At 70.1% G+C, this 24,924-nt stretch carries 18 protein-coding genes and 1 pseudogene; 3 read left to right on the top strand and 16 right to left on the bottom strand.

Annotated features, from left to right (window positions below; translation table 11 throughout):
• Positions 1-84: 84 nt before the first annotated feature.
• From ACWDEW_RS43560 to ACWDEW_RS43585, 6 genes are all read right to left on the bottom strand, one after another.
• Positions 85-1,410, bottom strand: coding sequence for a wax ester/triacylglycerol synthase family O-acyltransferase (locus ACWDEW_RS43560; RefSeq protein WP_450521100.1), 1,326 nt, complete (start codon positions 1,408-1,410; stop codon positions 85-87).
• 155 nt (positions 1,411-1,565) lie between these two features.
• The gene (locus tag ACWDEW_RS43565; protein WP_450521102.1) at positions 1,566-3,881 is read right to left on the bottom strand and encodes a GH92 family glycosyl hydrolase; all 2,316 of its coding nucleotides are present in this window, start codon (positions 3,879-3,881) and stop codon (positions 1,566-1,568) included.
• Positions 3,882-3,898: 17 nt separating this feature from the next.
• Positions 3,899-6,514 carry a PA14 domain-containing protein gene (locus tag ACWDEW_RS43570; protein ID WP_450521104.1) on the bottom strand — a complete coding sequence of 872 codons (2,616 nt, stop codon included), beginning with the start codon at positions 6,512-6,514 and terminating at the stop codon, positions 3,899-3,901.
• A 143-nt stretch (positions 6,515-6,657) separates the two neighbouring features.
• Complete coding sequence (glgC, locus tag ACWDEW_RS43575; protein ID WP_093623686.1) at positions 6,658-7,878, bottom strand: glucose-1-phosphate adenylyltransferase; 1,221 nt, start codon at positions 7,876-7,878, stop codon at positions 6,658-6,660.
• Positions 7,879-7,929: 51 nt separating this feature from the next.
• On the bottom strand, positions 7,930-9,081 hold the full coding sequence (gene glgA / locus ACWDEW_RS43580; RefSeq protein WP_450521193.1) for a glycogen synthase: 1,152 nt from the start codon (positions 9,079-9,081) through the stop codon (positions 7,930-7,932).
• A gap of 39 nt (positions 9,082-9,120) precedes the next feature.
• A complete protein-coding gene (locus ACWDEW_RS43585; RefSeq protein WP_450521105.1) occupies positions 9,121-9,870 on the bottom strand; it encodes a (2Fe-2S)-binding protein in 750 nt (249 codons plus the stop codon).
• Positions 9,871-10,080: 210 nt separating this feature from the next.
• On the opposite strand from ACWDEW_RS43585, the gene ACWDEW_RS43590 reads away from it, so the two are divergent.
• On the top strand, positions 10,081-11,220 hold the full coding sequence (locus tag ACWDEW_RS43590; protein WP_450521107.1) for a DMT family transporter: 1,140 nt from the start codon (positions 10,081-10,083) through the stop codon (positions 11,218-11,220).
• Here the strand turns inward: ACWDEW_RS43590 and ACWDEW_RS43595 are convergent.
• Entirely contained in the window at positions 11,210-12,427 is a 1,218-nt protein-coding gene (locus ACWDEW_RS43595; RefSeq protein WP_450521109.1) for a transglycosylase family protein, read from the bottom strand. The genes ACWDEW_RS43590 and ACWDEW_RS43595 overlap by 11 nt on opposite strands.
• A 257-nt stretch (positions 12,428-12,684) precedes the next feature.
• Between ACWDEW_RS43595 and gndA the strand changes: the two genes are divergently transcribed.
• Positions 12,685-14,124 carry an NADP-dependent phosphogluconate dehydrogenase gene (gene gndA / locus ACWDEW_RS43600; protein ID WP_450521111.1) on the top strand — a complete coding sequence of 480 codons (1,440 nt, stop codon included), beginning with the start codon at positions 12,685-12,687 and terminating at the stop codon, positions 14,122-14,124.
• Between the two features lie 42 nt (positions 14,125-14,166).
• Here the strand turns inward: gndA and ACWDEW_RS43605 are convergent, their stop codons facing one another.
• The 5 genes and pseudogenes from ACWDEW_RS43605 to ACWDEW_RS43625 form a co-directional block, all read right to left on the bottom strand.
• Positions 14,167-14,520 (bottom strand): VOC family protein, encoded by a 354-nt coding sequence (locus ACWDEW_RS43605; protein WP_450521113.1) that lies wholly within the window; start codon positions 14,518-14,520, stop codon positions 14,167-14,169.
• An 823-nt stretch (positions 14,521-15,343) separates the two neighbouring features.
• A complete protein-coding gene (locus tag ACWDEW_RS43610) occupies positions 15,344-15,982 on the bottom strand; it encodes an aspartate/glutamate racemase family protein (RefSeq protein WP_450521115.1) in 639 nt (212 codons plus the stop codon).
• Between the two features lie 55 nt (positions 15,983-16,037).
• Entirely contained in the window at positions 16,038-16,382 is a 345-nt protein-coding gene (locus ACWDEW_RS43615; protein WP_450521117.1) for a GNAT family N-acetyltransferase, read from the bottom strand.
• Positions 16,383-16,404: 22 nt separating this feature from the next.
• Entirely contained in the window at positions 16,405-16,824 is a 420-nt protein-coding gene (gene panD / locus ACWDEW_RS43620) for an aspartate 1-decarboxylase (RefSeq protein WP_200717505.1), read from the bottom strand.
• Between the two features lie 460 nt (positions 16,825-17,284).
• Positions 17,285-17,780: pseudogene (locus ACWDEW_RS43625) on the bottom strand (NUDIX domain-containing protein).
• A 77-nt stretch (positions 17,781-17,857) separates the two neighbouring features.
• Between ACWDEW_RS43625 and ACWDEW_RS43630 the strand changes: the two are divergent.
• On the top strand, positions 17,858-18,058 hold the full coding sequence (locus tag ACWDEW_RS43630; RefSeq protein ID WP_450521119.1) for a hypothetical protein: 201 nt from the start codon (positions 17,858-17,860) through the stop codon (positions 18,056-18,058).
• A 15-nt stretch (positions 18,059-18,073) separates the two neighbouring features.
• Here ACWDEW_RS43630 and ACWDEW_RS43635 read toward each other — a convergent pair whose 3' ends face one another.
• The 4 genes from ACWDEW_RS43635 to ACWDEW_RS43650 all read right to left on the bottom strand — a co-directional run bounded on the left by ACWDEW_RS43635 (position 18,074) and on the right by ACWDEW_RS43650 (position 24,615).
• Positions 18,074-18,892, bottom strand: a complete 819-nt coding sequence (locus ACWDEW_RS43635) for an alpha/beta fold hydrolase (protein ID WP_450521121.1) — start codon at positions 18,890-18,892, stop codon at positions 18,074-18,076.
• An 83-nt stretch (positions 18,893-18,975) separates the two neighbouring features.
• Positions 18,976-20,055, bottom strand: coding sequence for a TetR/AcrR family transcriptional regulator (locus ACWDEW_RS43640; protein WP_450521123.1), 1,080 nt, complete (start codon positions 20,053-20,055; stop codon positions 18,976-18,978).
• A gap of 192 nt (positions 20,056-20,247) precedes the next feature.
• Positions 20,248-22,110 (bottom strand): nuclear transport factor 2 family protein, encoded by a 1,863-nt coding sequence (locus ACWDEW_RS43645; protein ID WP_450521125.1) that lies wholly within the window; start codon positions 22,108-22,110, stop codon positions 20,248-20,250.
• 600 nt (positions 22,111-22,710) lie between these two features.
• The gene (locus ACWDEW_RS43650; RefSeq protein WP_450521194.1) at positions 22,711-24,615 is read right to left on the bottom strand and encodes a BTAD domain-containing putative transcriptional regulator; all 1,905 of its coding nucleotides are present in this window, start codon (positions 24,613-24,615) and stop codon (positions 22,711-22,713) included.
• Positions 24,616-24,924 lie beyond the last annotated feature (309 nt).

Genomic DNA, 24,924 nt, shown 5'->3' on the forward strand with positions numbered 1-24,924 from the left:
GTCCGCGGCGGCGCTCAGAGCGCACCGGCCGTCGAACAGGGAATTTTACGGAGCGCCGGGCCGCAGCACCAAACCCGTGCCACGTCACGACCCGCAGGCGGTGATGAGTGTCTCCACCTCCTCGGTGAGGGCACGGGCGAACAGGTCGAGATCCGGTACGGCCGCCGCGTCCGCGACGAGGCCGTAGTGGACGTGTCCCCGGAACGTGGAGACGGCGACCGCGAGGGACTGGCCGCGGGCCAGCGGGGCGTACGGGAAGACCGCGGTGACCGGGTTGCCGCCGAGCTTCAGACCGATGCTCGGCAGCGGAACGCTGGTGACCAGGATGTCGAACCAGAGCCGGGCGGCCTGCGCGGCGAAGGGTCCGCCGAGCCGGTGGCCGAGCGCCGGTACGTGGTCGGCGAGCAGGGCGACGGCGCCCGCGCCCCGGTTGGGGCCGGCGTCCTTGTTGCGGTCCATGGCCGTGCGCACGGAGTCGAGCCGCCCGAGCGGGTCGGGGTCGTCGACGGGCAGCCGTATCAGATAGCCGGAGAGCCGGTTGCCCTGCGGCTGGGCGCTGCGCGGGCGGCGTTTGGAGACGGGGATCAGGGCGCGGGGCGCGACGCCCTCGCTGCTGTCGCCGCGTTCGTCGAGCCAGCGGCGCAGGGCGCCCGCGACGACGGCGATGAGCACGTCGTTGACGGTCCCGCCGACGGTCTTGCGGATGCGGTGCACGTCGTCGAGGTCGACGACGACTCCGGCGGTACGGCGGGTGCCCGACGGCTCGGAGGCCAGCGCCGCCGACGAGCGGACGTCGAGGGTCGAGCGGGCGACGGACGCCCCGATGTCGAGGGCCCGGCCGACGTCGGACAACGCGCCCCGCAGCAGCCCGGGCAGCTTGCGTACGTCGGGCAGCAGGCCGCGCGCGGGCTCCTCGGGGCGGGGCCGCCGCTCGGGCATGTCCATCGGGTCGAGGATGGCGGCGGCGAGCGTCAGCGCGCGCAGTCCGTCGGCCAGGGCGTGGTGGAACTTGAACAGCACGGCGAAGGAGACACCGTCCTCGCCGGGCAGCACATGCGCTTCCCACGGGGGCCGGCCGCGCTCCAGCGGGCGTTCCATCAGCCGGCCGGCGACCTCCTGGAAGTCGGCGGTGGGGGCGTGCAGCCGCACGTGGTGCAGGGGGTCGAAGTCGGGGTCCTCCTCGCGGGTGGCGCTCCCGAAGGACAGGGACAGCGGCTGCCATATGTCCCGGATGCGCATCCGCAGTCCGGGAACGGCGGCGGCGCGGGCGGCGAGGAGGTCGGCTGCGTGGGCTCCCGCGGTCGGCGAGTGCGCGGAGAAGACGCCGAGTGCGCCCAGGTGCATCGGGTTCCGGTCGGACTCGATGTTCCAGAACGCCAGGTCGAGTGGAGCGAGCAGGTCGGAAGTCAAAGGCTTGCCTCGCGTCGACTAGGGGTGAGCAAGCAGTCAAGCGCCGACAAGCGATTACGGTCAAGTACGATCAAGCTACGCACAGTTAACAGCAGGTAACGACTCGCCCCCGTCCCGCCCCCGTGGGAGGGGCGGGACTCCAGTGGCGCCTGAGATCACTTCAGTGCCGGTGGTCCCGCCTGGGGTGACGTACCCCACTCCGACGGGTGCGGGCCGACCGTGAAGTCCAGCACCCGCACGGAGCGCAGCAGGCCGGTCGTCAGAAAGGTGCGGTCGTACGGCGTCCCGTCCGTCCGGGCCGCCTGGATGTAGCGGTCGCCGGCGTCTGTGCCGGGCGCCTTGATGGTCAGGGCGCCGTGCGGGTAGTAGCGGCGGTCCAGGGTCAGGTCGACCCGGTCGAAGACGGGCGTGGACAGGCCCCAGGTGGCGTAGCCGGGCTGCACCGGGAAGATCCCGATCGACGACAGCACGTTCCAGGCGGACATCGTGCCGAGGTCGTCGTTGCCGGTCATGCCGGTCGGGCCGTCCGTGAACAGGGTCAGCGCCGCATGGACGACGTCGGTCGTCTTCCACGGCTGTCCGGTCGACAGGTACGTGTACGGGGCGATGAGGTCGGGCTCGTTCTGCGGGTTGTACTTGTCGGCGTTGTAGTAGTCGTAGGGCCCGTTGACCCACACCTCGCGGGCGGTCTTCGCGGGGTCGGCGAGCAGTTGGTCGTAGGCGAAGAAGGAGTCGAGCCGGGCGTTGGCCGCCTGCTGGCCTCCGATGAGGTCGACCATGCCGGGCAGGTCCTGCGGCACCAGCCACTGGTACTGCCACGACGTGCCCTCGTGGAAGCCCTCGCTCTGGGCAGGGTCGGCGGGACCGGCGAAGGCGCCGGAGGTGTCGCGGGCGCGGAAGAAGCCGGTCGACGGGTCGAAGATGTTCCGGTAGTTCTGGGCGCGGGCGGCATAGCGCGCGGCGTCGCCGTCGTGCCCGAGGTCGCGGGCCATCTGTGCGAGCATCGCGTCCGAGAGGGCGTACTCCAGGGTGGCCGAGGCGCCGTGGTCGTAGTCGGAGTCACCGGGCTTCGCGTGCGGGCGGTCCTTGATGTACGGCGCGAAGCCGTTCGCGATGTACTCCTTGTTCGCCTCCCGGCCCACGGCCGCCGAGTCGGCGGGCGGCACGCCGTCGGCGTTCTGCTTCAACGCCCGGTAGGCGCGGTCCTCGTAGCCCTTGAGCAGTCCCTGCTGATAGGCGTTCGTCAGGAACGGTGTGACCGGGTCGCCGGTCATGATGTTCGTCTCGACCGTGCCGTAGCCCCACTTGGGCAGCCAGCCGCTCTCCTCGTCGATCTTGATCACCGAGATCGCCATGTCCCGGGCCTCGCGGGGTGCGAGGAGGGCGAGGAGCTGGGACTGGGTGCGGTAGGTGTCCCACAGGGACCAGTTCTGGTAGTAGGTGAAGCCCTTCGCGCGGTGGATCTTCTGGTCCCAGCCGGTGTAGCGGCCGTCGGCGTCGCTGCCGATGTTCGGCGCGAGGAAGGACCGGTACAAGGACGAGTAGAAGGTCCGGCGCAGACTGTCGGAGCCTCCTTGGGCGCGTACGTCGTCGAGCCGGTCCTCCCAGGCCTGTTGGGCCCGGTGGCGCACGGCGTCGAAGGAACTCCCGCCCTCCGCACGGAGGTTGACCGCCGCGCCGCGCGCGTCGACGTACGAGAGGGCCGTGGTCGCCTCGACGGTACGGTCCTTGGTCGTGTCGAAGCGGACGTACGCGCCGCCGCTCCCGCTCCTCGAACCGGCCGTCACCGTTGGACCGTTCCAAGTGCCGTACGCGGCGAAAGGCCGGTCGAAGCGGGTGATCGTGTAGACGGTGTACGGCTTGGTGTCCTGGCAGAAGCCGCGGCCGGTGATGGTGGTGCGCACGGTCCGGTTGTCGAGGACATCGACCTTCGAGGAGACGCCGCTGTGCAGCGACTGGGCCGCGTTGAGCAGGACGTTGGCCTTGTCGGTGGCCGGGAACGTGTAGCGCTGGACGCCGGTGCGCGCGGTCGCCGTCAGTTCGGCCTCGATGCCCGTTTTCAGGCCGACTTGGTAGTAGCCGGGGCTCGCGTGCTCGCCGTCGTGGCTGAACTCGGCCGCGTACTGGGCGTAGTCCGTCTGCGTCACCTCGCCGGTCGTGGGCAGTACGGGCAGGTCGCCGCCCAGCCCGCAGCCGACGCCGGAGAGGTGCACGAGGGAGAAGCCGCGGATGTGGGTCTGGGAGTAGTCGTAGCCGGTGTTGTGGCCGGTGTCCGGCGAGAACTGCACCATGCCGAAGGGCACGGCGGCGCCGGGATAGGTGTTGCCGTCGTTCTCGGTGCCGATGAACGGGTTGACCAGGTCGGTGAGTTGACCGTCGGCAGAGGCTTCGGCCGCGGCGGGGGCGGCGAACAGCGCGGACACTGCCACCGCCCCCGCCATGCACAACCGCAGGCGCCGGGTCCATCTCATGGGTCCTCCAAGGGAGTTCAGGTGGTGGGGCACCCTGCGGGGGTCGCCTGCGAGGCGTCGCGGATCAGGGCCTGCTGAGCGGCCTTCACCCGTTGCGCGTCGGGCTTGAGCACCCGGCGGTCGTACGTCATCAGGCCATTCAGCTCGCCCTCGACGTCGGAGATCTGCGTGTAGACCGCGCCGTTGCTCCCCTGGCAGGTCAGGGCGTGCACCTCCGCGAGCTTGGCGAGGTAGTCGTCGGTGTAGGCGGCCGGGTCGACGTCGACGTACGACTGCTGGACAGACCACGCGTGTCCCGGCACCGCGAGCCCGAGACCGCCGTACTCCCCGCTGACCAGGGCGCGTTGACCGTCCGGGTGGGGTGGCAGGGCGGGGCTGGGATAGCCGTGCTCGTCGATGATGTCGCCGGTGCCGCCGTCCACGCCGAGGTTGATGCCGGACATGCTGTTGACGAGCCTCGTCGGGTCCCAGGCCTTGGCCTGGTCGGCGATGCGGGCCTCGTCGTACTGGCCCCAACCCTCGTTGAACGTCACCCACATGACGATCGACGGGCTGCTGATGTGCTGGTCGATCATCCGCTTCAGCTCGCGCTCGTACTCGGCGCGGGCGGCGGCGGACGGGTTCACCCCGGCGGTCATCGCCGGCATGTCCTGCCACACCATGAGGCCGAGCCGGTCGGCCCAGTAGAACCAGCGGTCGGGCTCGACCTTGATGTGCTTGCGCACCGCGTTGAAGCCCAACTCCTTGTGCACCCTGAGGTCATGGGCGAGTGCCTCGTCGGTCGGCGCGGTGTAGAGGCCGTCCGGCCAGAAACCCTGGTCGAGGGTGGCCATCATGAAGACGGGCTTGCCGTTGAGGACCGTGCGCGGGACGCCGTTGACCTTCTCGACGGCGATCGAGCGCATCCCGAAGTAGCTGCCGACCCGGTCCTTGCCGACGGTGACCTTCAGGTCGTAGAGGAACGGGTTGTCGGGCGACCAGAGTCGGGGATTCGTGATGGTCAGGGTCAGTGGGCCGCCGGTGCGGCCGTGTGCTGTCGCGACCTCGCGCTTTCCGTCGTACGCCGTCGCCGTGATCGGTACGCCGTCCCGAACTCCCTTCGCCTCGACGGTGAGTTGGCTCTTGGTGACGTCCGGGGTGAGTTTGAGGGAGTCGACGTGGTCGGGGGCGACCGGTTCCATCCAGACCGTCTGCCAGATGCCGGAGGTCGGGGTGTACCAGATACCGCTCGGGTCGAGGCGTTGCTTGCCGATCGGGGGGTTCTCGCCGTTCGCCGCGTCGGTGGGGTCGTAGACGCCGACGATCAGCTCCTGGGTACGGCCGGGCTTCAGGGCGTCGGTGACGTCGGCGCTGAACTTGTCGTAGCCGCCCTGGTGTTCGGTGACCTTCGTGCCGTTGACGTAGACCTCGGCCCGCCAGTCGACGGCGCCGAAGTTGAGCAGCAGCCGCTTGCCCGAGCCGACCTTCCAGTCGCTGGGGACGGTGAAGGTGCGGCGGTACCACATGCGGTCCTCGTGCCGTTCCAGGCCCGAGAGCTGGGACTCGACGGGGTACGGGACGAGGATGCGCTCGGCGAGGTTCCGGCCGACGGGCGGGGACTCGCCCGCTGTGGCTGCCGCGAACTGCCAACTGCCGTTGAGGTTGCGCCAGTCGGTGCGGGTGAGCTGGGGGCGCGGATACTCGGGGAGCGCATTGTGCGGGCCCACCTGGTCGGCCCACTGGGTGCGCAGTTCGTAGGTGGAGTGGTTCGGGCCGGTGCTCCAGAAGGCGTTGATAACGTTGCCATCGGCCGCGGCGAGGCCGGCTTCGCCGTCGTAGCGGATGTCGGCGGTGCCGGGGGCGGTGCCCGTCTTGTTGCCGACGACGGGTTCGGTGAGGGGGACGAGCAGGGTCCGCGAGTCCGCCGGGTCCAACTGAGCCGTCCCCAGCGGCCACTTGGCGCCGCCGATCACCGCTTCGAGGTGGTCGGTGAGGTCGGCCGGGGGTGCGGCGAGGGGCTGGGCGAAGTCGAGCTCGAGGGTGCGGCCGGTGCCGGTGACCGTGGTGGCGAGGGCGCCGTCGTAGTCGTAGCCGTCGGGGAGGCGGAAGGCCGACTGCGGGACGGGGACCTTGGTGCCGCCGGGTTCGGTCCAGCGGAGGTGGAGGTTGGAGCCTCCGTAGTGCTCGAAGTACTCGACCTTGATGTCGTAGGCCGTGCCGGCGGTCAACTCGACGGGGGCGGCGGTCTGTTCCCTGTCCCAGTCGTCGACCCAGTGGTCGATGAGGAGCTGTCCGCCGATCCAGAGGCGGAAGCCGTTGTCGCCGATGATCGAGAAGGTGTGGGGGCCGGACTTCGTCGGGACGATCTTGCCCGTCCAGCGGATGCTGACGTCGTCCGACTGGCCGGTGGTGAAGGCGAGTCGGGGTTCGAGGTTGTCGAAGTCGAGGTTCGGGTCGACGCCGGTGGCCTTGAGGCCGGCGAAGTCGAATGCGCCCGGGGCGGACTGGGTGTAGTACTCGCCCTTCAGGCCGTGGATCTGCACGGGGTCCTCTGCGGTGGTGGCGTTCGCGGTGGGGACGGCGGCCAGGGCGGCGATGCCGAGTACCAGCGCGAGGAGCAACGCGAGTCGGTCTCTGAGACGTCTGATGCGCACGGAACCTCCATAACAACGTTGTCATGGGCAGCAGTTGGCATGACAACACGGATTCCGCATTCCGTCCAGGGACATGACAAGCTTGGGTCATGGCACGGCAAAGCCCCGGTGCGGTCGGGACGCACCGGGGCCGATGTCCGCTGCTACGTGACCAGTTGGCCCTTCCCCAGGGCGATGACGCCGCCCTTGGAGACCGTGTACAGGTCGGCGTCGCGCTCCGGGTTGACGCCTATCGTCGCGCCGGGCGGTACCTCGACGTTCTTGTCCAGGACGGCGCCCCGGACCACCGCGCCCCGCCCGATGTGGACGTTGTCGTGCAGGATCGAGCCCTGGACGACCGCTCCCGGATCGACCACCACGCCCGGGGAGAGCACCGAGCGCGTGACCTGGCCGCGGATGAGGCACCCGGAGCTGATGATCGACTCGCTGGCCATGCCGCCGGCGTTGAAGCGGGCCGGGGAGAGCTGGCCGGAGTGGGTGTAGATGGGCCAGTTGCGGTTGTAGAGGTTGAAGGCGGGGCGCTCGGCGATGAGGTCCATGTGGGCGTCGTAGTACGCGTCCAGGGTGCCGACGTCCCGCCAGTAGCCCTGGTCGCGGGTGGTCTCGCCGGGGACGTGGTTGGCGCTGAAGTCGTAGAGCGCGGCCTCGCCCCGGTCGGTGAGCGCGGGCAGGATCGAGCCGCCCATGTCGTGCACCGAGCCGATGTCCTCCGCGTCCCGCTGGAGGGCCTCTATGAGGGTCTTGGTGGTGAAGATGTAGTTGCCCATCGAGGCGTAGACGCACTCCGGGTCGTCGACCAGGCCCGGCGGGTCGGCGGGCTTCTCCAGGAAGCGCTCGACCGTCTGGCCGTCCGAGCCCGGGGTGATCACGCCGAACTGCGAGGACTCCGCGCGCGGAACGCGGATTCCGGCCACGGTGACGCCCGCACCGCTGTCGATGTGCTGGGCGAGCATCTGCCGCGGGTCCATGCGGTAGACGTGGTCGGCGCCGAAGACGGCGACGTACTCGGGGCGCTCGTCGTAGATCAGGTTCAGCGACTGGAGGATCGCGTCGGCGCTGCCGAGGTACCAGCGCGGGCCCAGGCGCTGCTGGGCGGGCACCGGGGTCACATAGTTGCCGAGCAGGCTGGACATGCGCCAGGTGGTGGTGATGTGGCGGTCCAGCGAGTGCGACTTGTACTGCGTGAGGACGCAGATGCGCAGGACGTCGGCGTTGACGAGATTGGACAGCACGAAGTCCACGAGACGGTACGTCCCGCCGAACGTGACCGCCGGTTTCGCGCGGTCCGCGGTCAGGGGCATCAGTCGCTTGCCCTCACCACCCGCGAGCACGATTCCGAGCACCGAAGGACCACCACGACGCATGGCCGCTCCCCTCACCCTGGTTGATCCCAGCCTGCCCCTGAGCAGCGCACACTAAGCCTGTTTGAGGATCTCCGCGTAGAGCCGCGCGGTGCGCAGCGCCACGGCGTCCCAGCCGAACTCGCCCACCGCGCGCTTCCGCCCCGCCTCGCCCATGCGCTTCGCAGTCTCCGGGTCGGCGAGGACGGAGTCGAGGGCCGTCGTCAGGTTCTCCTCGAAGTTTTCCTCGACGGACACCAGCAGGCCGGTCTCGCCGTCCGCGACCACCTCGGGGATGCCCCCGACCCGAGAGGCGACCACGGCCGTACCGCAGGCCATCGCCTCCAGGTTGACGATCCCGAGGGGCTCGTAGACCGAGGGGCAGGCGAACACGGTGGCGTGGGTGAGGAGCTGGACGACCTCCGGGCGGGGCAGCATCTCGGGGATCCAGTGCACGCCCTCGCGGACCCGGCTCAGCTCCTCGAAGAGCTCACGGAACTCCCGGTCGATCTCCGGCGTGTCGGGCGCGCCCGCGCACAGTACGACCTGCGCGGCGGGGTCGAGACCGCGCACCGCGCGCAGCAGATGGGGCACGCCCTTCTGGCGGGTGATGCGGCCGACGAACAGGACGTAGGGGCGGTCGGGGTCGATGCCGAGCCGGGTGAGCACGTCGGTGCCGTGGTCGGGGCGGTAGAGCGTGGTGTCGATGCCGTTGTGGATGACCCGCACCGTGGCGGGGTCCAGCGACGGGTAGCAGGCGAGGATGTCCTCGCGCATGGCTCCGGATACGGCGACCACGGCGTCCGCGGCCTCGATCGCGGTGCGCTCGGCCCAGCTGGAGAGGGCGTATCCGCCGCCGAGCTGCTCGGCCTTCCAGGGGCGCAGCGGCTCCAGGGAGTGGGCCGTCATCACGTGCGGGACGCCGTAGAGGAGCTTGGCGAAGTGGCCGGCGAGGTTGGCGTACCAGGTGTGGGAGTGGACGAGTTCACGCCCTTCGAGGGCGGCGGCCATGGAGAGGTCCACGGAGAAGGTCCGCAGGGCGTCGTTGGCGCCGTCCAGAGTCGGCCAGGAGCGGTGGCGTACGACGCCCTCGGTGCGGCCCTCGCCCCAGCAGTGCACGTCCAGGTCTACCAGGGGCCTCAACTCCCGGGCCAGGAACTCCACATGGACGCCCGCGCCGCCGTACACATCCGGCGGGTACTCCCGGGTCAGCAGTCCCACTCGCACCCGTAACCCCTTGATCTCGGCGGCTGATTGCACTCATGGTCACCCAGAAGCGGCTTTCGCGGAAGAGCCGGGCGGCTGTGTGAAGGAGCAGTCCCCGCAGACCCCGCCGCCGGGGACCCGGTAGTAGAGGCAGCAGCTGCGGCGCCGGAAGGCGGTTCCGGTGAGGGTTCCGGTGCCGTCGAGGAGGGGGTGGGCGAGGAGTTCCGCGGTGAGGGCACGCGCGCGCGTGGCCACTTCCGGACGGCCACGCGCGCGTGCCCAGCGGTCGAGTTCGCGGGCCGCGCCCGCGAGCGCGGAGGCCGCGTTGCCCCACAGGAGGCCCGCGGACATGCGGTGGTGGGCGACCAGGGCGGCGGTCAGGGGTTCCAGGTGGCCGTGGAGCACGACGTCCGCCAGGGCGTCGACGGGCAGCGGGCGGACCTCGGCCAGCCACAGGTCGTCCGGGGCACTGCTGCCCGCGTCCCAGTGCAGCAGGTGCGGGTCGAGGTCCGGGATGCGGCCGTAGAGGGCGGCGCAGCCGAGCGCCGCCGACCACAGCCGGGCCGCGAGGGCCTGTTGTGCGATCGAGGCGGCAATGCGCAGCTCAGGGGCCTGGAGACGTTCCGCGACGGCATGGACACGGAAAGTCAGGGAATTTCGGTAAACATCCGACACCGGGTTTTCGTAGGTCGTCGCGAGTGTCGGCAGCGGGCCGTCCGGGGCTGCGCCCGTGCGTAGTACGAAGAAGCCGCCGAGGGGGCGGAGCGCGGCGAGTTCGGGGTCGAGGTCCACGAACAGCAGTAGTACCAAGGCTCCTAGGGGTTCCACCCAGGGGGTGTCCCCCTGGTGTCACCCACCTTGGGGAGGACAAGGGGGGTTTCGTACTCCATCGGCAGTACTACCCAATCGGTGCTCAGGTACGACGACGGGAAGAACATCGAGCGGCATCGTGTTCTGTATGAAAGCCGACCGTTCGCCGCGTGGTGCCAGAGGTGCCCGCCTGACGCAGAGGAGCTGCCGATGAGCGCCCTCGCGTTGTCCATCCTGCTGTCGCTCGTCTCCGCCGTGGCCTACGCGGGTGGAGCGATCGTGCAGGAGCGGGTCGCGGTGTCCTCTCCCGACCAGGAGTACGCGCCGCTGCGCCGCCCGAGCTGGTGGGCGGCGGTCGCGCTGAACGGCAGCGGCGGTCTGCTGCACGTGGTGGCGCTGGCCTACGGCCCGCTGAGCCTGGTGCAGCCGCTGGGTGCGCTGACGATCGTGTTCGCGCTGCCGATGGCGGCCCTGTTCGTCGGCCGCAAGGCCGGTTCCACCGCCTGGCGCGGCGCGATCATGGCGACGATCGGTCTCGCCGGTCTGCTCTCCCTGGTCGGCGCCTCCGACAGTCACTCGCTGAGCACCGCGCAGCGGGTGTCCGTGGCGGTGTTCACCGGCACGGTGGTAGCGACCCTGATGGTCGCGGGCCGCGCGGCACACCGGCACCCGGCGGTGCGCAGCGTGCTGCTGGCGACCGCGTCCGGCATAGCGTTCGGCATGTCCTCGGTGTTCACGAAGACGGTGACGGTCGACTGGGACAACGGCGCGATATCGGCGACCGACATCCCCTTCCTGGCCGTGATCGCCGTGTTCGCGGTGGCCGGTCTGATGCTCTCGCAGGCCTCCTACCGGGGCGCGGGCCTGGCGGCTCCGCTGGCCGTCCTGACGGTCGTGAACCCGGTGGTGGCGGCCGTCGTCGGCATCACGATGTTCGGCGAGACCTTCCGCTACGGCACGACGGGCACCCTGCTCGCCCTGAGCGCCGGAGTGGTCGCGGCCGGTGGCCTGATCCTGCTGACCACGGAGCGGCTGGAGAGCGAGCACGCACCGTCCGCCACGGCGGCTCCCGTCGCGCCCTCGCCCATCGAGGAGTTGCTCGACGCCCTCCCTGGACAGCCCGTCGACGTGAGCGCGAACGTCGACGCGCGCGGCACGGACCTCACGGTCGCCGCGCGAGCCGGCGAACTCCTCGTCCCGGCCCCCGCGGCGATCCCGGCCGGCGAGGGTTACGAGACCCTGGAGCCGGCCGGCAACGCCGAACCGCAGGGCTACTTCGGCCCGTTCCACGCCGGGCTGTACGTGATGATGCCGGTCCACGACCGGCATCGCACCCGAGTCAAATCCTGACGCCACCGGCCCGCAGATAGGCGAGCGGGTCGATGTCGCTACCGAAGTCGGGCCCCGTCCGCACCTCGAAGTGCAGATGCGGGCCCGTGGTGTTCCCGGTGGACCCCGACCGCCCGATGCGCTGCCCGGCGCCGACGGACTGCCCGTCCCGCACCGAGATCGCGGACAGGTGCGCGTACTGCGAGTAGCGCCCGTCGGCGTGCCGGATCACCACCTGGTAGCCGTAGGAGCCGCCCCAGCCCGCGGTGACCACCTGCCCCGCCTCGATGGCCTTCACCGAAGTGCCGGTCGGGACAAGGAAGTCGACGCCGGTGTGGTAGCCCTTCGACCAGGCGGAGCCCTCGGCGTGGTACGCCGTCCCGATGGGTGCGTCGACGGGGGCGACGAGGGAGCGACTCGTCGACTTCTTCGTGGTGGTCTTCTTCTCCGCGGTGTCCGAAGAGGCCTTCTTCGTCGCGGACTTGGTGGTCGCCCTGGTGGCCGGCTTCGTCGTCGTACGGGCCTTCGCCCCGGCCTTGGCGTCCAGGCTCAGCCGCTGGCCCGGCAGGATCAGGTCCGGGTCGTCGCCGACCGTCGTGCGGTTGGCGGCGTAGAGCTCGTGCCAGCCGCCGTCGACGCGCTCGGTCTCGGCGATCCCGGAGAGGGTGTCGCCGCGCACCACCGTGTACATCTCGACGGTGCCCGCGCGGGACTGCGGTGTGGTCTGCGGCTGTACGTCCTTCACGGACCGCTTGACGGTCTGCGTCTTGGCGTCCTGGGCCTTGGTCTTCGCCGTGTCGGTGGCCTTCGTGCCGCCGACGTGGATGTCGGGGGTGCCGCCGCCCCGGGTGAGCCCGGCGCGCACCGAGCACACCGGCCAGGCGCCGGGCCCCTGGCCCTTGAGCACCTTCTCCGCCACGGCGATCTGCTGGTCCCGGGTGGCCAGATCCGCGCGGCTCGCGTACGCCGTGCCGCCGTAGGCCTCCCAGGTGGACTGGGTGAACTGGAGCCCGCCGTAGTACCCGTTGCCCGTGTTGATGCTCCAGTCGCCGCTGGACTCGCAGGCGGCGACCTTGTTCCAGGTGCTCACATCGGCCGCCTGGGCACTGCCGGCACCGGCGCCGACGAGAGGGATCGCGATGCCCGCACCGCCCGCCGTGACCGTGAGCAGCGAGGAACGGTTGATCCTGTTCGGCTGATACCGGCGGTGCCGGCCGCGTACGGCCATGGAGAATCCCCCTACGACATACGTCAGGAGGGCCAAAAGTAAGCGCCCCGAACAGGCCATGACAAGACGGCAACCAGCCGCCCTGTGGCTCAAGTGGCGAGCGGGCCGCTCCGGTTGCGGTCAGCACGTGCGGTCGGGGTGCCGGCAGGCCAGGATGGACCGAGCGGCAATACTGGCGGGGCACGACCGGTACCACCGATGTTCAGGACCTTCCTGATCTTTGGGCCTGATCTTCCTGATCTTTAGGAGCCAACCGAATGAGCACATCAGCGCAGATCGGCGTCACGGGCCTCGCGGTCATGGGCCGCAACCTCGCCCGTAACTTCGCGCGCAACGGCTATACGGTCGCCGTGCACAACCGGACCGCGTCCCGCACCCACGCCCTGGTGGAGGAGTTCGGCGGCGAGGGCGACTTCATCGCGGCGGAGACGGCCAAGGACTTCGTGACCGCGCTGGAGCGTCCGCGTCGCCTGGTCATCATGGTCAAGGCCGGTGAGCCGACGGACGCGGTGATCCAGGAGTTCGCCCCGCTCCTCGAACCCGGCGACATGATCATCGACGGCGGCAACGCGCACTTCGCGGACACCCGCCGCCGCGAGCGCGACCTGCGCGAACAGGGCATCCACTTCGTCGGCATGGGCGTCTCCGGCGGCGAGGAGGGCGCGCTGAACGGACCGAGCATCATGCCGGGCGGCCCGAAGGAGTCGTACGACTCGCTCGGTCCGATGCTGGAGAAGATCTCCGCGAAGGCGGAGGACGGGGCGCCCTGTGTGACCCATGTGGGTCCCGACGGCGCCGGGCACTTCGTGAAGATGGTGCACAACGGCATCGAGTACGCCGACATGCAGCTGATCGGCGAGGCGTACCAGCTGCTGCGCGATGTCGCCGGGTACTCCCCCGCGCAGATTGCCGACATCTTCCGCACCTGGAACACGGGCCGGCTCGACTCCTACCTGATCGAGATCACCGCCGAGGTGCTGTCCCACGTGGACGCGGCCACCGGCAAGCCGTTCGTGGACGTCGTCGTCGACCAGGCCGAACAGAAGGGCACGGGCCGCTGGACGGTGCAGATCGCCCTCGACCTCGGCGTCCCGGTCTCCGGCATCGCGGAGGCGGTCTTCGCCCGCTCGATCTCCGGGCACGCGGCACTGCGCGAGGCCTCACGGGGTCTGGCCGGACCGACGGCGACCCCGCTGGGCGAGGCCGAGGCGGGGGCCTTCGCGGACCGGGTCGAGCAGGCGCTGTACGCGTCGAAGATCGTGTCGTACACGCAGGGCTTCCACGAGATCGCGGCGGGCAGCGAGGAGTACGACTGGAACGTCGACCTCGGCGCGGTCTCCTCCATCTGGCGCGGCGGCTGCATCATCCGCGCGGCCTTCCTCGACCGGATCCGCACCGCGTACGACGCCCGCGCGGATCTGCCGAGCCTGCTCTCCGACGAGACGTTCGCGCAGGAGATCGCGGCGGCGCAGGACGACTGGCGCGAAGTAGTCGTCGCGGCGACCCGCCAGGGCGTCCCGACGCCCGGCTTCTCGGCCGCCCTCGCGTACTACGACGCGTTGCGCGCCGAGCGGCTGCCCGCGGCGCTCACGCAGGGGCAGCGGGACTTCTTCGGGGCGCACACGTACCGCCGGGTGGACCGGGACGGCTCGTTCCACACCCTCTGGGGCGGTGACCGCTCCGAGGTCACCGCCTGACCCCGTGCGCTGCTGTGCCGAGCCCGCCTGCCGGGGATCCGGTCAGGCGGGCTGCCACAGTTCGATCCGGTTGCCCTCGGGATCGGTGACCCAGCCGAACCGTCCGACGCCGTCCATCTCCTGCGTCTCCACGTCCACCTCCGCGCCCTTGGCACGCAGTTGCGCGAGCATCGCGTCGAGGTCGCGGACCCGGAAGTTGAGCATGGTCTGCTGGGTCCGGGATCCAAAGTAGTCGGTGTCGGCCGGGAAGGCCGCGAACACCGTCGGCCCGGCTTCCTGCTCCCACAGCCCTTGCTCGTCGGCGTCCAGCCCGAGGCAGTCGCGGTACCAGGCGCTGAGGGCCGCCGGGTCGCCGGCCCGCATGAAGTGTCCGCCGATTCCAAGCACACGTTCCATGTCGGCCATCCTGCCAGGAGGGCGGCCGGGGCGACGGGCTCAGCGGGGCCGGGCGCCGTGGCCGACTCCCGGCGGCCGGCGGCCGGCGGCCGACTGGCAGGTACCCGGCTCCAGCGGCCGGCTTCATGCGCCGGCTCGGGCTAGCGGCTTCCGGTGAGCGGCTTCGTGCGGCCGGCTTCATGCGGCCGGTTCGCGCTAGCGGCTTCATGTGGCCGACTTCAGGTGAGCGGCGGTCCCGGCTCCGGGTTCGGTACGGGTTCCGGGCCCGGCGGGATCGGCGACGGGGAGGGCTCCGGGGTCGGGCCGGGTGGGACCGGAGACGGGCCGGGGACGGGGCCGGGGCCCGGGCCGGGCGGTGGCGTCGGCCGGGGCGCCGGGGGTTCCGGGTCCGGGGTCGGGCCAGGACCCGGCGTGGGGCCGGGGCCTGGAGTCGGTCCCGGGGGTACGGGGTCGGGGCCCGGGGTCGGTCCCGGCGGTACAGGGTCGGGATACGGGTTGGTCATGGTGTCCTCCAGCCTGTGGGTGCGTCGGCTCTGGACTACTCCCCCGCCTACCCGTCACTCGCGCCGCCACTCACCCGGGCGGGCTCACCCGACACGCGCGCCGGGGAGGCGGCGGACGGGGCCGACGCGCACCATCCGGGCGCCGGCGGGCCCATCCGACGCACAGTCCCAGGGTCCTGCGGGACTCCCCGGTGCACAGCTCCCGGGCCCCGCCGAACTCACCCGGCGCGCAACCTCCGGACCCCACCGGACTCACCCGACACACGTGGCCCGAATTCCACCGGGGTCACCCCACACGCGTGGGGCCCACCCCGCCGAACTCACCCGAATCGCACCGCCCGAGCCCCCGCCCCCAGTCCCAGCCGTGGGCTCGACAGCACCGGGACCGAGGTGGTCGTCAGATGCTGGGCGCCGGCCATGGACCCCTGGGCGAGAACGATCGCGTCGGCGTCCCCGACCGTGTCCACGGCATCGGCGACCAGACGGGCGCAGCCCTCGGTGTCGCCGGCCTCGAAGCGGGCCCAGGCGCCGTCGACGAGCAGGGTGCGGACGGCGACGGGGCGGCCGATGCGGCGGCCCTCCTCCTCGACCAGCGCCACGGTCGGCCCCAGGGTGCTCTCCAGCGTGGCGGCTACGACGACCCGTGCACCGGCGGCAACGGCCGCCGCCGCCATGGGGCGGTCACCACGCAGCACCGGCACACCGGCGTCGGCTCCGGCCGACTCGGCCACCGCGCCGATGGTCGAGCAGGTGCACAGCACCGCCCGGGCCCCTTCGGCGACGGCCTCCTCCAGCACGTCCCGTACCGCGTCGGTCACCGCTTCCGGGCCCTCGCGGCGGGCCCGTGCGAGCAACTCCTCGTCGACGAAGTGCCGTAGTTCCAGGCCCTGGTGGTCCTCGTCGCGCAGGGCGTCGAAGACCGGGACGTGGGCGGGCGAGGTGTGGAGCAGGGCGAGCACGCGGGCGGGACCCTTCCTTTCGGAACCGTTACCCAGGTCCGTTACCCAGGTCCGTCTAGAAGCGGCCGGGATGCGCGGTCAGCCACTCCATCGCCGCCTTCTGCAGCGCGGGGTCGGCGGCCGGGGCCTCGTCGGGGTGGCGGGCCGCCCACTTCACGACGTAGGGGCAGAGCGGGGCGACGACGACGCCCTCACGCGCGGCGATGCCGTACAGCTCGCGGGCCAGTGAACCCGCGATGCCCTTTCCCTCGTGGGCCGGTTCCACGATCGTGTGGACCGGGACGAGGGCTCGCTGGGGGGATTCGAGGACGAAGTACTCGATGTGGCCTACGACTTCGCCGTCGCCGATCGCCTCCAGGCGGCCCGCCGCCCGGTCGTCGCGGATCTCGATCTCGCTCATGGGCCTTCTCCTGGTGTGGTGGTCAGGCGGTGACGGCCTGCGGGCTGCGCGCCTGCTCGGAACCCGGCACCGGCTCGGACGGATCGGCGCCCAGGCCCACGATCCGGTTGGCGGAGTCCACGTGCACGACCCGGGGCCGAAGCGCCCGCGCCTCGGCGTCGGACACCTGAGCGTAACTGATGATGATCACCAGGTCTCCGGGATGCACGAGGTGGGCGGCGGCCCCGTTGATCCCGATGACACCGGTGCCCCGCTCGCCCTCGATGACGTACGTCTCCAGGCGGGCGCCGTTGCTGATGTCGACGATGTGGACCAGCTCACCGGGCAGCAGATCGGCGGCGTCCAGCAGGTCGGCGTCGATGGTGACGGAGCCCACGTAGTGCAGGTCGGCCTGAGTGACGGTGGCACGGTGGATCTTGGATTTGAACATGGTACGCAGCATCGGGGACTCCCGGAGACTCGGCTCCCTGCCTGCGTTCTTGCAGGTCAAGGGCTGTTTCCTCATCCTACAACGAGTCGCGTGCACGGGCAGCTCTCCCCGGGTTTTTCAGGACTCATACTGACCACTTGCCGACTTTCCCGACACCTCGTCAGGCGACTGCCCAGATCGTCGGCCACCTCCGGAATCGGCTTCCCGGTCTCCGTCACGATCCGTACCGCCCCCTCACGGAACTCGGCGTCGTACATGTGCTTCCTGGATGCCACGACCCCCAACTATCCCTCCCGTCACGGTCTCCACAGTAGGAGGGGGGATGCAGTGGAGACGCCGGCGCCGCCGAGGAGGGCGACGAGGGGCTTGGACACGGCTTCGAGGGTAGGCCGGGTGATCCGGATCGGGCGAACGGATATCAGGCCGCCCGTCCGGGCCGGTCCGTGCGCACGGACCGCTGCGCCCGCCCCGGTCAGCCCACCCTGTGACCGTTCTCCAGCTCCACCGTGCCCGAGCCGTCGGCCAGTACGTCCAGCGCGGCCAGGACGCGACGGCCGAGGGAACCCGGAAGGTGCTCGGCGAACTCCTCGCGCGGGATGAGGCGCCAGGACGGCAGTTCCTCCTCCTGGAGGCGGGTCGCCTTGAACTCGTCCTCGGTGAGCACCCCGCCGTCTTACAGGTTAGGCGACCAGCGGCGGGCGGCCCGTCCTGGGCACCCGGTCCACCGCGAGCAGCCGCCCCAGCTCGCGGTCCAGTCCGATCTCCTCCGCGGTCTCGCGGCGCGCGCCCTGCCGCGGGCTCTCGCCCTCGTCCGACTCGGCGGTGCCGCCCGGAAGCACCCAGCCCTCACTGTAGTTGGGCTCGACCAGGAGCACCCGGCCGTCCGCGTCCCGGAAGAGCGCGGCGGCTCCGGCGATGACGCGGGGGAGACCGGCGATGTAGGCGGCGAAGTCCTGGGTGGTGGTCATCCCCGAAAGGTAACCAGCCCAGCCACACAGGCCGGGTATGCGCGTCTGTCGGCATCAGTCCCCGCCGATGCGCGGCAGTGCTCGGAGATCGCGCCGGCGCGCCTGTAGGCGGGACGACCGTCTTCGGCCGTGACGCCTACAAGCAGCGCAACACCGTCGAGCGGTGCATCAACCGCCTGAAGCAGTCGCACGACCTGGCCGCTGGATACGACGAGACCGCCACCGTCCAGCTCGCCGGACTCCACCTCGTCGCCGTCTTCATCCGGTCGGCAAGGTGACCCGGGCGGCTGCGTTCAGGCCTGCACTCGCTCGAGCCAGGCGTTGCAGGCAGCCGCGAACAGGGCGGGCTGCTCGATCCAGGGCATGTGGCCCGCGTCCGCGATGATCTCGAGCTGCGAGGTCGGCAGAACCGCGTGGGCGCGCTCTCCCTGGGACACCGGGTCGCACTGGAAGTCGTCGTCGCCGTAGATGAACAGGGTGGGAGCGGTGATCTGCGGGAGTTCCAAGAGCAGGTTCCTGCTCTGGAACCCCGACGCCTGTGTGTACGCGAGGACGTGGCCGTCGAACTCCATCGCAGCGAAGGCGTCGGCAGCGAGCTTCGGGGCGTGGAAGTAGAACGCCCCGGTTGCGTCGAGAACTTGCTCGATCGTTGGCTGCGCGCTCCCGCCCGCGCCGCTCATCAACGCCATCGCGTTGTCGATGTAGGTCGGGTGCTCCAGGTAGAACGGCTGCGTCCGCCGCTCGTTGATCCGTCGCATCATCTCACCCATGCGGACATCGTCCGCGGCGATGATCGCGTCGATTGCGATGATGCCGAGGAGTCGCTCACTGTGAGCGATGCCGTAGGCGAGCACCTGGTGACCGCCTCCCGAGTGACCTGCGAGAAACACGCGGTCCTGCGCGAGGTGGATGCGGAGAGCGTCAATGTCGGCGACGAAGTGTTCCAGGGTGTACTGGCCCGGATCCTCCGGCCCGGTGGACTTCCCGCTGTGCCGGGTGTCGAAGTAGACGACCGTGCAGCGTTCCTCGAGTCCCGGCATCGGCACGTAGGAGGCAACCGCGGGGCCCCAGCCGGGAGACGGGAAGAGGAGAACAGGCCCGGCGCCGCGCACGGTGTAGTGCAGGGTGAAATCATTGATCTCGGCCGTGTGCTCGCCATTGCTCAGGTGGGGGTTGGAGCTGCTTGAGAAAGCCATCACTCGCTCGTTTTCTCTAGATTTGCCTTGTGCACCACGTTGCGTGGAGCAGTGGTTTCTTGGGTGACGCGGGAGACCAGTTCGAGCCAGCTGCTTTCCAGCCGCTGCAGGGGTAGGTTGCATTGGTTGCTCAGATGCCAGAGAAGGGCGGGCTCCAGGTAGGCCAGCAGCGCGTGGCTGAGCAGTTCCGCGTCTGCTTGCGGTGCAGCCAGGCTCAGCAGGACGCTGACCCGCTCGTGGTACGAGCGGCGAGGTGCGCGCCGGTAGCGTTGGTGGGGGGACGGCTCGGCGGCTAGCTGGAGCTCCATCTCCTGGGCATAGCGTCGTATGGCGGCCACGCCGAATGCACGAAGCTGCTCGATGGCCTCATCACGGCCGTCTGGCTGGTCCAGGCCGCTGAGGTGAGCAGCCTGGAAGGTGTCCTCGGAGTGCTGCAGCAGGGCTTGCATCAGCCCCGTGCGGTCGCCGAATCGCCGAAAAACCGTGCCTTTGCCCACACCTGCCGCGGTGGCCACCGCTTCCATGGTGAGCTGCTTCAGTCCATGCTCCCGCGCTATCTGTGCCGCGGCGTCGAGCAGGCGGGCGTGATTCCGTGCGGCGTCCACGCGCAGCCGGCTGCCGTCCTCGCGAAGACGCGGTGACCGGGGCGGGGATGGCGTTTCACTCTGGTGGTCGCCTGCCAGGCTCGGACAGGGGCATTCCTGCGGTGGGGGAGAGGTCTGTCGGGGCGGGGCCGTCTGCGTGATCGTCTCGACGAGGTCGAGCGCGAGTCCGGCAGTGTGCAGCGCGGCTGCGTCGGGCTTCTCGACCAGCGGCAGCAGGTCGGCCAGAAGGGTGGCGAAACGTCCGCCGTTCTCGTGGATGGCCGCCATCGAGCCCTCCCACAGCACGGTCCGGATACTGACCGCGCTGAGCGACCCGGTCCCGGCGGCCGACTGTGCAAGAAGCTCGGCCAGGCGATACTCGAGACCGGTCGGCTGCCACACGCCGTGGCGGAAGTCCCGCATGAGGGCTTTGAGCCGTTCCTGAACGCTGTGTGAGTGCTGCGGAGGTCGGGGCTCATCGGGGGTGGTGGACACGCGGAACGCTCCCGAACGGATCGTGGAGTGCGGGCATTGAAGGCTTGGGTGCGGCCGGCCCGCCAGTGGCGGTTTCGTTTCGTGAGTAAGGGGGTGCGGCTCGCGTCTGCCGCAGTGTTGGTGGGGCCCGGCAGTACCGGGGCGGTGCCCTGCAGAGGGGGGCCACCCCGGTGAGACGGTCGCGCCCTGGAGTCAGTCGCCGGGAAGCAGGACGGTTGCGTCGCCCTCGAACCAGGCGTTGTCGATCGTCAGCCGGCTGATGCGCCATGTGCTTCCGTCGCGCGTCAGGTCCGCGTCGTAGCGGTTCATCATCAGCGCGTGCCGGGTCCGGTCGGGCTTGGGGCCTTCCTGGGGCAGGTAGTGCTGAGCCATTGCGTAGCAGTTCACGTGGGCGGTGTCGCCGTGCACGGTGGCGCGGATGTTGCTGATCACGTGGCTGGTGTCGAGCGGGCCGACCGCCGGGATGAGCGCTCCCACGACGGTGTCGCGCGGCTTGAGCGCGGGGAAGTCGAGGCCGATCTTGCTCGTGGCCGGTGTCAGGTCGACCATGGCGTCCTCGGTCAGTGAGGAGGTGAGCAGATCGGCGTCGCCGTGGTCGAGTCCGGCCGTGTAGCGGTGCAGTGCATCGGCGATCGCGGCGTGGTCGATCAGAAGCTGCAGTTTGTCGTCAGGCATCGGGCGCTCCTCGGGGGGAATGTTGTGGTTCAGGCGGAAGAGGTTGTCCGGGTCGAAGCGTCTTTTGATGCTGCGGAGCCTGGGGTAGTCGGTTTCGTCGTAGGCGGCGCTCACGTCGGAGGCTTTGGTGTCCTGGGCGGCCATGAAGTTCAGGTAACGTCCGCCGGTGGACCAGGGGCGCATTCGCTGCAGAACCTGGTCGGCGTAGGCGTTCATCGCGGTGAAGTCGTCGGGCGCCCCGACACCCACGATCCAGAGTGCGAACTGGGCGTCCCGGTGTCCGACGGCGTTGTCCGCGGTCCGGGCCAGGGCGCCGCCGAGGTGACGCAACTCGACGAAGTGCACCGGGCAGTCGGCCGTCGGCCCAGCAGCGGCCAGGATCTCCTCGACGGCCTCGGCGGTCAGTGAGTGGAGCATCGCGGTGCGCTCCATGAACGGTGCCGGATCCGCTGGATCGTTGTGGATCTGCGCGAAGGACGCGTACGGCATCGGACCCAGGGTGTCCGCGAGGACAGACGCGGCCGCCCGCAGTGGTGCAACCAGCCCGGCGGCCTCGGCTGCCGGGCCGAGGTAGGAAATGCGGACGTGCACGGCGAACCGGTCGGCGAGGAAGGGGGGCACGCCGGGCAGGGCCGGCAGGCGCAGCAGGGCGATCGACGAGCTCAACTCGTCCGGCGCCCCGGCCGTGACCTGGGCATAGGCGTGCAGGACGGCTGCTGCGTCGGCACCGTCGAAGAAGAGTCCGCCTGCCCAGAGCTGTTCCACCGGGAAGAGGGCGAACTCCATTGCCGTGACGACACCGAAGTTGCTCTTGCCGCCGCGCAGTGCCCAGAACAAGTCGGGTTCCGAGACGGCGTCGACACAGCGCAACTCGCCGTCTGCTGTCACGACCTCCAGAGAGGTGACGTGGTCGGCTGCCCACCCGTGAGCGCGGCCCATGGTGGGGCTCAAGCCCCCGCCGAGGGTGTAGCCGATGACGCCGACGAGCGGTGAGGAGCCGTTGAGCGGGGCAAGCCCGAACGGGGTGGCCGCGTCGATCACTTGCTGCCAGCGGGCTCCCGCCGTCACGCGGGCTGTGCGGGCTGCGGGGTCGATGCTCACCTGCGCCATGCGGTGAGTGGTGATGAGGACCGCGCCATCGGCTGGGACGGTCGCCTGATGGCCGGTGGCCATGACGGCGACCGGGAGACGTTGCTGTGCGGCGAAGCGAACGGCGACTTGCACGTCGGCGCTGTTCGCGGCTCCGACAACGACGCAAGGGCGGTGGGCCACGGCAAGGTTGAAGGGGGCGCACTCCGCGGCGAACCCTTCGTCTTCCGGTCCGAGTACGGGCCCGGCGATCTGCGCTGCCAGACCGGCGCGCTTGAGTGGATTGAGCATGCGTACATTGCATCGGGCGCCTGTCGACATGGTGTCGATGGAGTGTCGACGCGGGCGTTTCACCCGTGGGAGCCTCCCTCCGAGCGGGGACGCGCTGATACTGGATCTGCTTGATCCAGAGCACGTGAGAACACCGCCGACGGCGATGAAGGACTGCACAGACAGGTTCAGTGCCGATGCCGTGGACCTGTCCGGGCCCACAGCCGGGCGTGACGTACAGGAGCATCGCCGCCGACCTGGGCATCGACAGGGAAACCCTGCCGCAACTGGGCGCTGCGGGCGGAAACTCCGCGACGGCCCGGACGCTGCCCGGGACATCAGGACAGCCGTCCGAAGCACGCAAGCGACACCGGCCGCGGATCCGGACAAGCCAATCAGGACAAGCGGATCCAGCAGCTCGAGACAGGGTGGCCGAGGCCGGTGCTGAACACCCGCCGCCGGCACTCCGCCAACGGCCACCTCACCCCAACGAATACGAACGACGACACCACGTCGCTGGACTCACGCTCGCCGCGTGACCAATGAACGTGTGTCCACCACCATGAGGGAAGGCCCACGGGGCCTGGGCGGGTGCGTCGCCTCGCGCCTCCGCTGCAGGAATCAGCGCAGCGAGACCGACACCATTTCCGCAAGAGCGTCCGGAAGATCGGTGATCTGGTCCAGTAGCACGCGCTGGTCCTCTTCACCGACCGTGTTCTTGCCGGTCAGGCAGTGGCGAAGCAGCCGGTGCAGCGCATGTTGGCAGTATTCGTGTCCCAGCCCGTTGAGGGCCTGGCGCCTCGCGAACGCCTTGACGAGCCCGAGAAAGTGGTAGTCGCAGTTCTCGCCGACCTCCACCACATGAGCGTCGACGAGGGCTTCCATGACGGCAGTGGCTTCGTTGACCGGCAGGTCGAGCACGGCCGCTGCCATGACGGCGTCCAGTCGGCTGCAGTCGGGTACGGCGGCGAGATGGAAGGCGTTGCGGTGGAAGGCGTCCATGCGCGCCTGAGCCTCACGGAACGGCCTGTCGACGATCTTGCAGTCCTCATGCATGACGACTGGCTGGCGCAGATCGTCCTCGAGTTGGGCCAGGATCTGGTCGATCGTCCACGACGGCCGGGCATCCAACCGAGCGGCTGCCACATGCACCGAGAGCGGCTGGTAGGAGCAGGCCTGCACCAGGCGACTGGCTGCTTCCTGCTCTGCGAACACCCGTCGGGTCCCGGAGATGGCAGCGAGCAGTTGCAGCGCGTCCTCGGGCTGCAGAACGCCGAGACGCAGCCAGGGGATGCCGGGCAGGTCGATGATGCGGCGCGGACTGGTCATGATGACGGCACAGCCGGGGGAGGCCGGCAGTACGGGGCGCACCTGCTCACCGCTGGATGCGGCGTCCAGGACGACCAGCAGGCGGCGGCCGGAAACCGTCGTACGCCACAACGCGGCACGTTCGTCCAGCGATGTCGGCAACCGGGACACCCCGACCGCACGCAAGAACTGGCCGAGCACCTCCAGCGGGTCGACCGGATTCTTGACCCCGCCGAGGTCGGCGAAGAGCTGCCCGTCGGGAAACAAATGGCGTTGGGTGTGCGCAACACGCACGGCGAGCGCTGTCTTGCCCATCCCGCCCAGACCAGTGATGCCGACGACCGGAGCGTGCGCAGCATCACGCAGCGTCAAGGACAGTTCAGCGATCTCCGCGCGGCGCCCGGTGAACACTGCCGGGTCCGCCGGGAGCTGAGCTGGCGCAGGTGCGAGGGGCGAGGACAGCTCACGGCCCGCAGGGCCGGGCGAATCCTCACCCTCGCGCAGGATACGGTCGTGGAGGGATCGAAGTGCCGGCCCCGGGTCCACGCCCAGCTCGTCGCGCAGGAGCCGCCGTGTGTGCTGGAAGGCGGCCAGCGCTTCGGCCCGGCGGCCGACACGGAACAACGACAGCATGAGCTGTTCGTGCAGCCGCTCCCGCAGCGGTTGCTCCCTCACGGCTGCCCGTATCTCGGACGTCAGATCAGACTGTCCGCCGACCTCCAGCTCAAGATCGAACACCTCTTCCAGAGCAGCCAGCCTCAGTTCCTCCAGCCGGTCGCGCTCGAGGTCGAAGAAGGGGCCCCGGACACCCGACAAGGCTGGTCCCTGCCACGTGCTGAGGGCTTGACGCAGGAGATCGGCAGCACTCGCCGTGGAGCCGGCGCGGCGTGCCCGGTGAGCCTGGGCGGTCAGCTCCCGGAACCTCCTCAGGTCGAAGGTTCCGTCACGAACGGTGAGACGGTAGCCGCTGCCGGTCGATTCGATGACTGCCATGTCACCGAGAACCGGGCGCAGACGATAGACGTAGGTGCGAACGGTGCCCCGAGCGCCGCGAGGCCTGTGCTCGCCCCACAAAGCCTCCAGAATCGCCTCGGTCGCCACTGGGCGCCCTTCATGCAAGAGCAGCAGCGCGAGTAGTCCACGCTGCTGCGGAGATCCGAGATCGACCTCCTCATCCCGCCGCCATGCACGGACAGGACCAAGAATTGCCAGACGCATCACGCGACCGCACCCTATCTTTCTCATACCTGCGCCGTTGCGGCCCGGCCGGCGAGAGCGCCGTGCGGGGCCGTCCGGCGATGTCTGCGTCCCGGTTCACCGCTGACTGTCCCCGCCCACGCCTGCGTGCCCGACCACCTGCGTCGGCCGGGCACTTGAGCAGCGTCGGATCCATGCCCGCGGTCGTACCGGAACCCACAGCGCTGACCCGCGGAGAAGGGCATGGCGAGATGGCCCGTTGAACGACAGTGCTCACTGGACCGGACAGCAGCCCCTCGGATTCAGCGTCCACCCACCTGCACCCGCTCC

This window comes from Streptomyces sp. NPDC001100, assembly GCF_053598575.1.

Excerpts from the sequence above, each read along its gene's own strand:
- ACWDEW_RS43565 (WP_450521102.1), bottom strand. The coding sequence starts at position 3,881 with ATGAGATGGACCCGGCGCCTGCGGTTGTGCATGGCGGGGGCGGTGGCA.
- glgC (WP_093623686.1), bottom strand. The coding sequence starts at position 7,878 with ATGCGTCGTGGTGGTCCTTCGGTGCTCGGAATCGTGCTCGCGGGTGGT.
- ACWDEW_RS43590 (WP_450521107.1), top strand. The coding sequence starts at position 10,081 with ATGAGCGCCCTCGCGTTGTCCATCCTGCTGTCGCTCGTCTCCGCCGTG.
- ACWDEW_RS43595 (WP_450521109.1), bottom strand. The coding sequence starts at position 12,427 with ATGGCCGTACGCGGCCGGCACCGCCGGTATCAGCCGAACAGGATCAAC.
- gndA (WP_450521111.1), top strand. The coding sequence starts at position 12,685 with ATGAGCACATCAGCGCAGATCGGCGTCACGGGCCTCGCGGTCATGGGC.
- ACWDEW_RS43605 (WP_450521113.1), bottom strand. The coding sequence starts at position 14,520 with ATGGAACGTGTGCTTGGAATCGGCGGACACTTCATGCGGGCCGGCGAC.
- ACWDEW_RS43615 (WP_450521117.1), bottom strand. The coding sequence starts at position 16,382 with ATGAGCGAGATCGAGATCCGCGACGACCGGGCGGCGGGCCGCCTGGAG.
- panD (WP_200717505.1), bottom strand. The coding sequence starts at position 16,824 with ATGCTGCGTACCATGTTCAAATCCAAGATCCACCGTGCCACCGTCACT.
- ACWDEW_RS43645 (WP_450521125.1), bottom strand. The coding sequence starts at position 22,110 with ATGCTCAATCCACTCAAGCGCGCCGGTCTGGCAGCGCAGATCGCCGGG.
- ACWDEW_RS43650 (WP_450521194.1), bottom strand. The coding sequence starts at position 24,615 with ATGCGTCTGGCAATTCTTGGTCCTGTCCGTGCATGGCGGCGGGATGAG.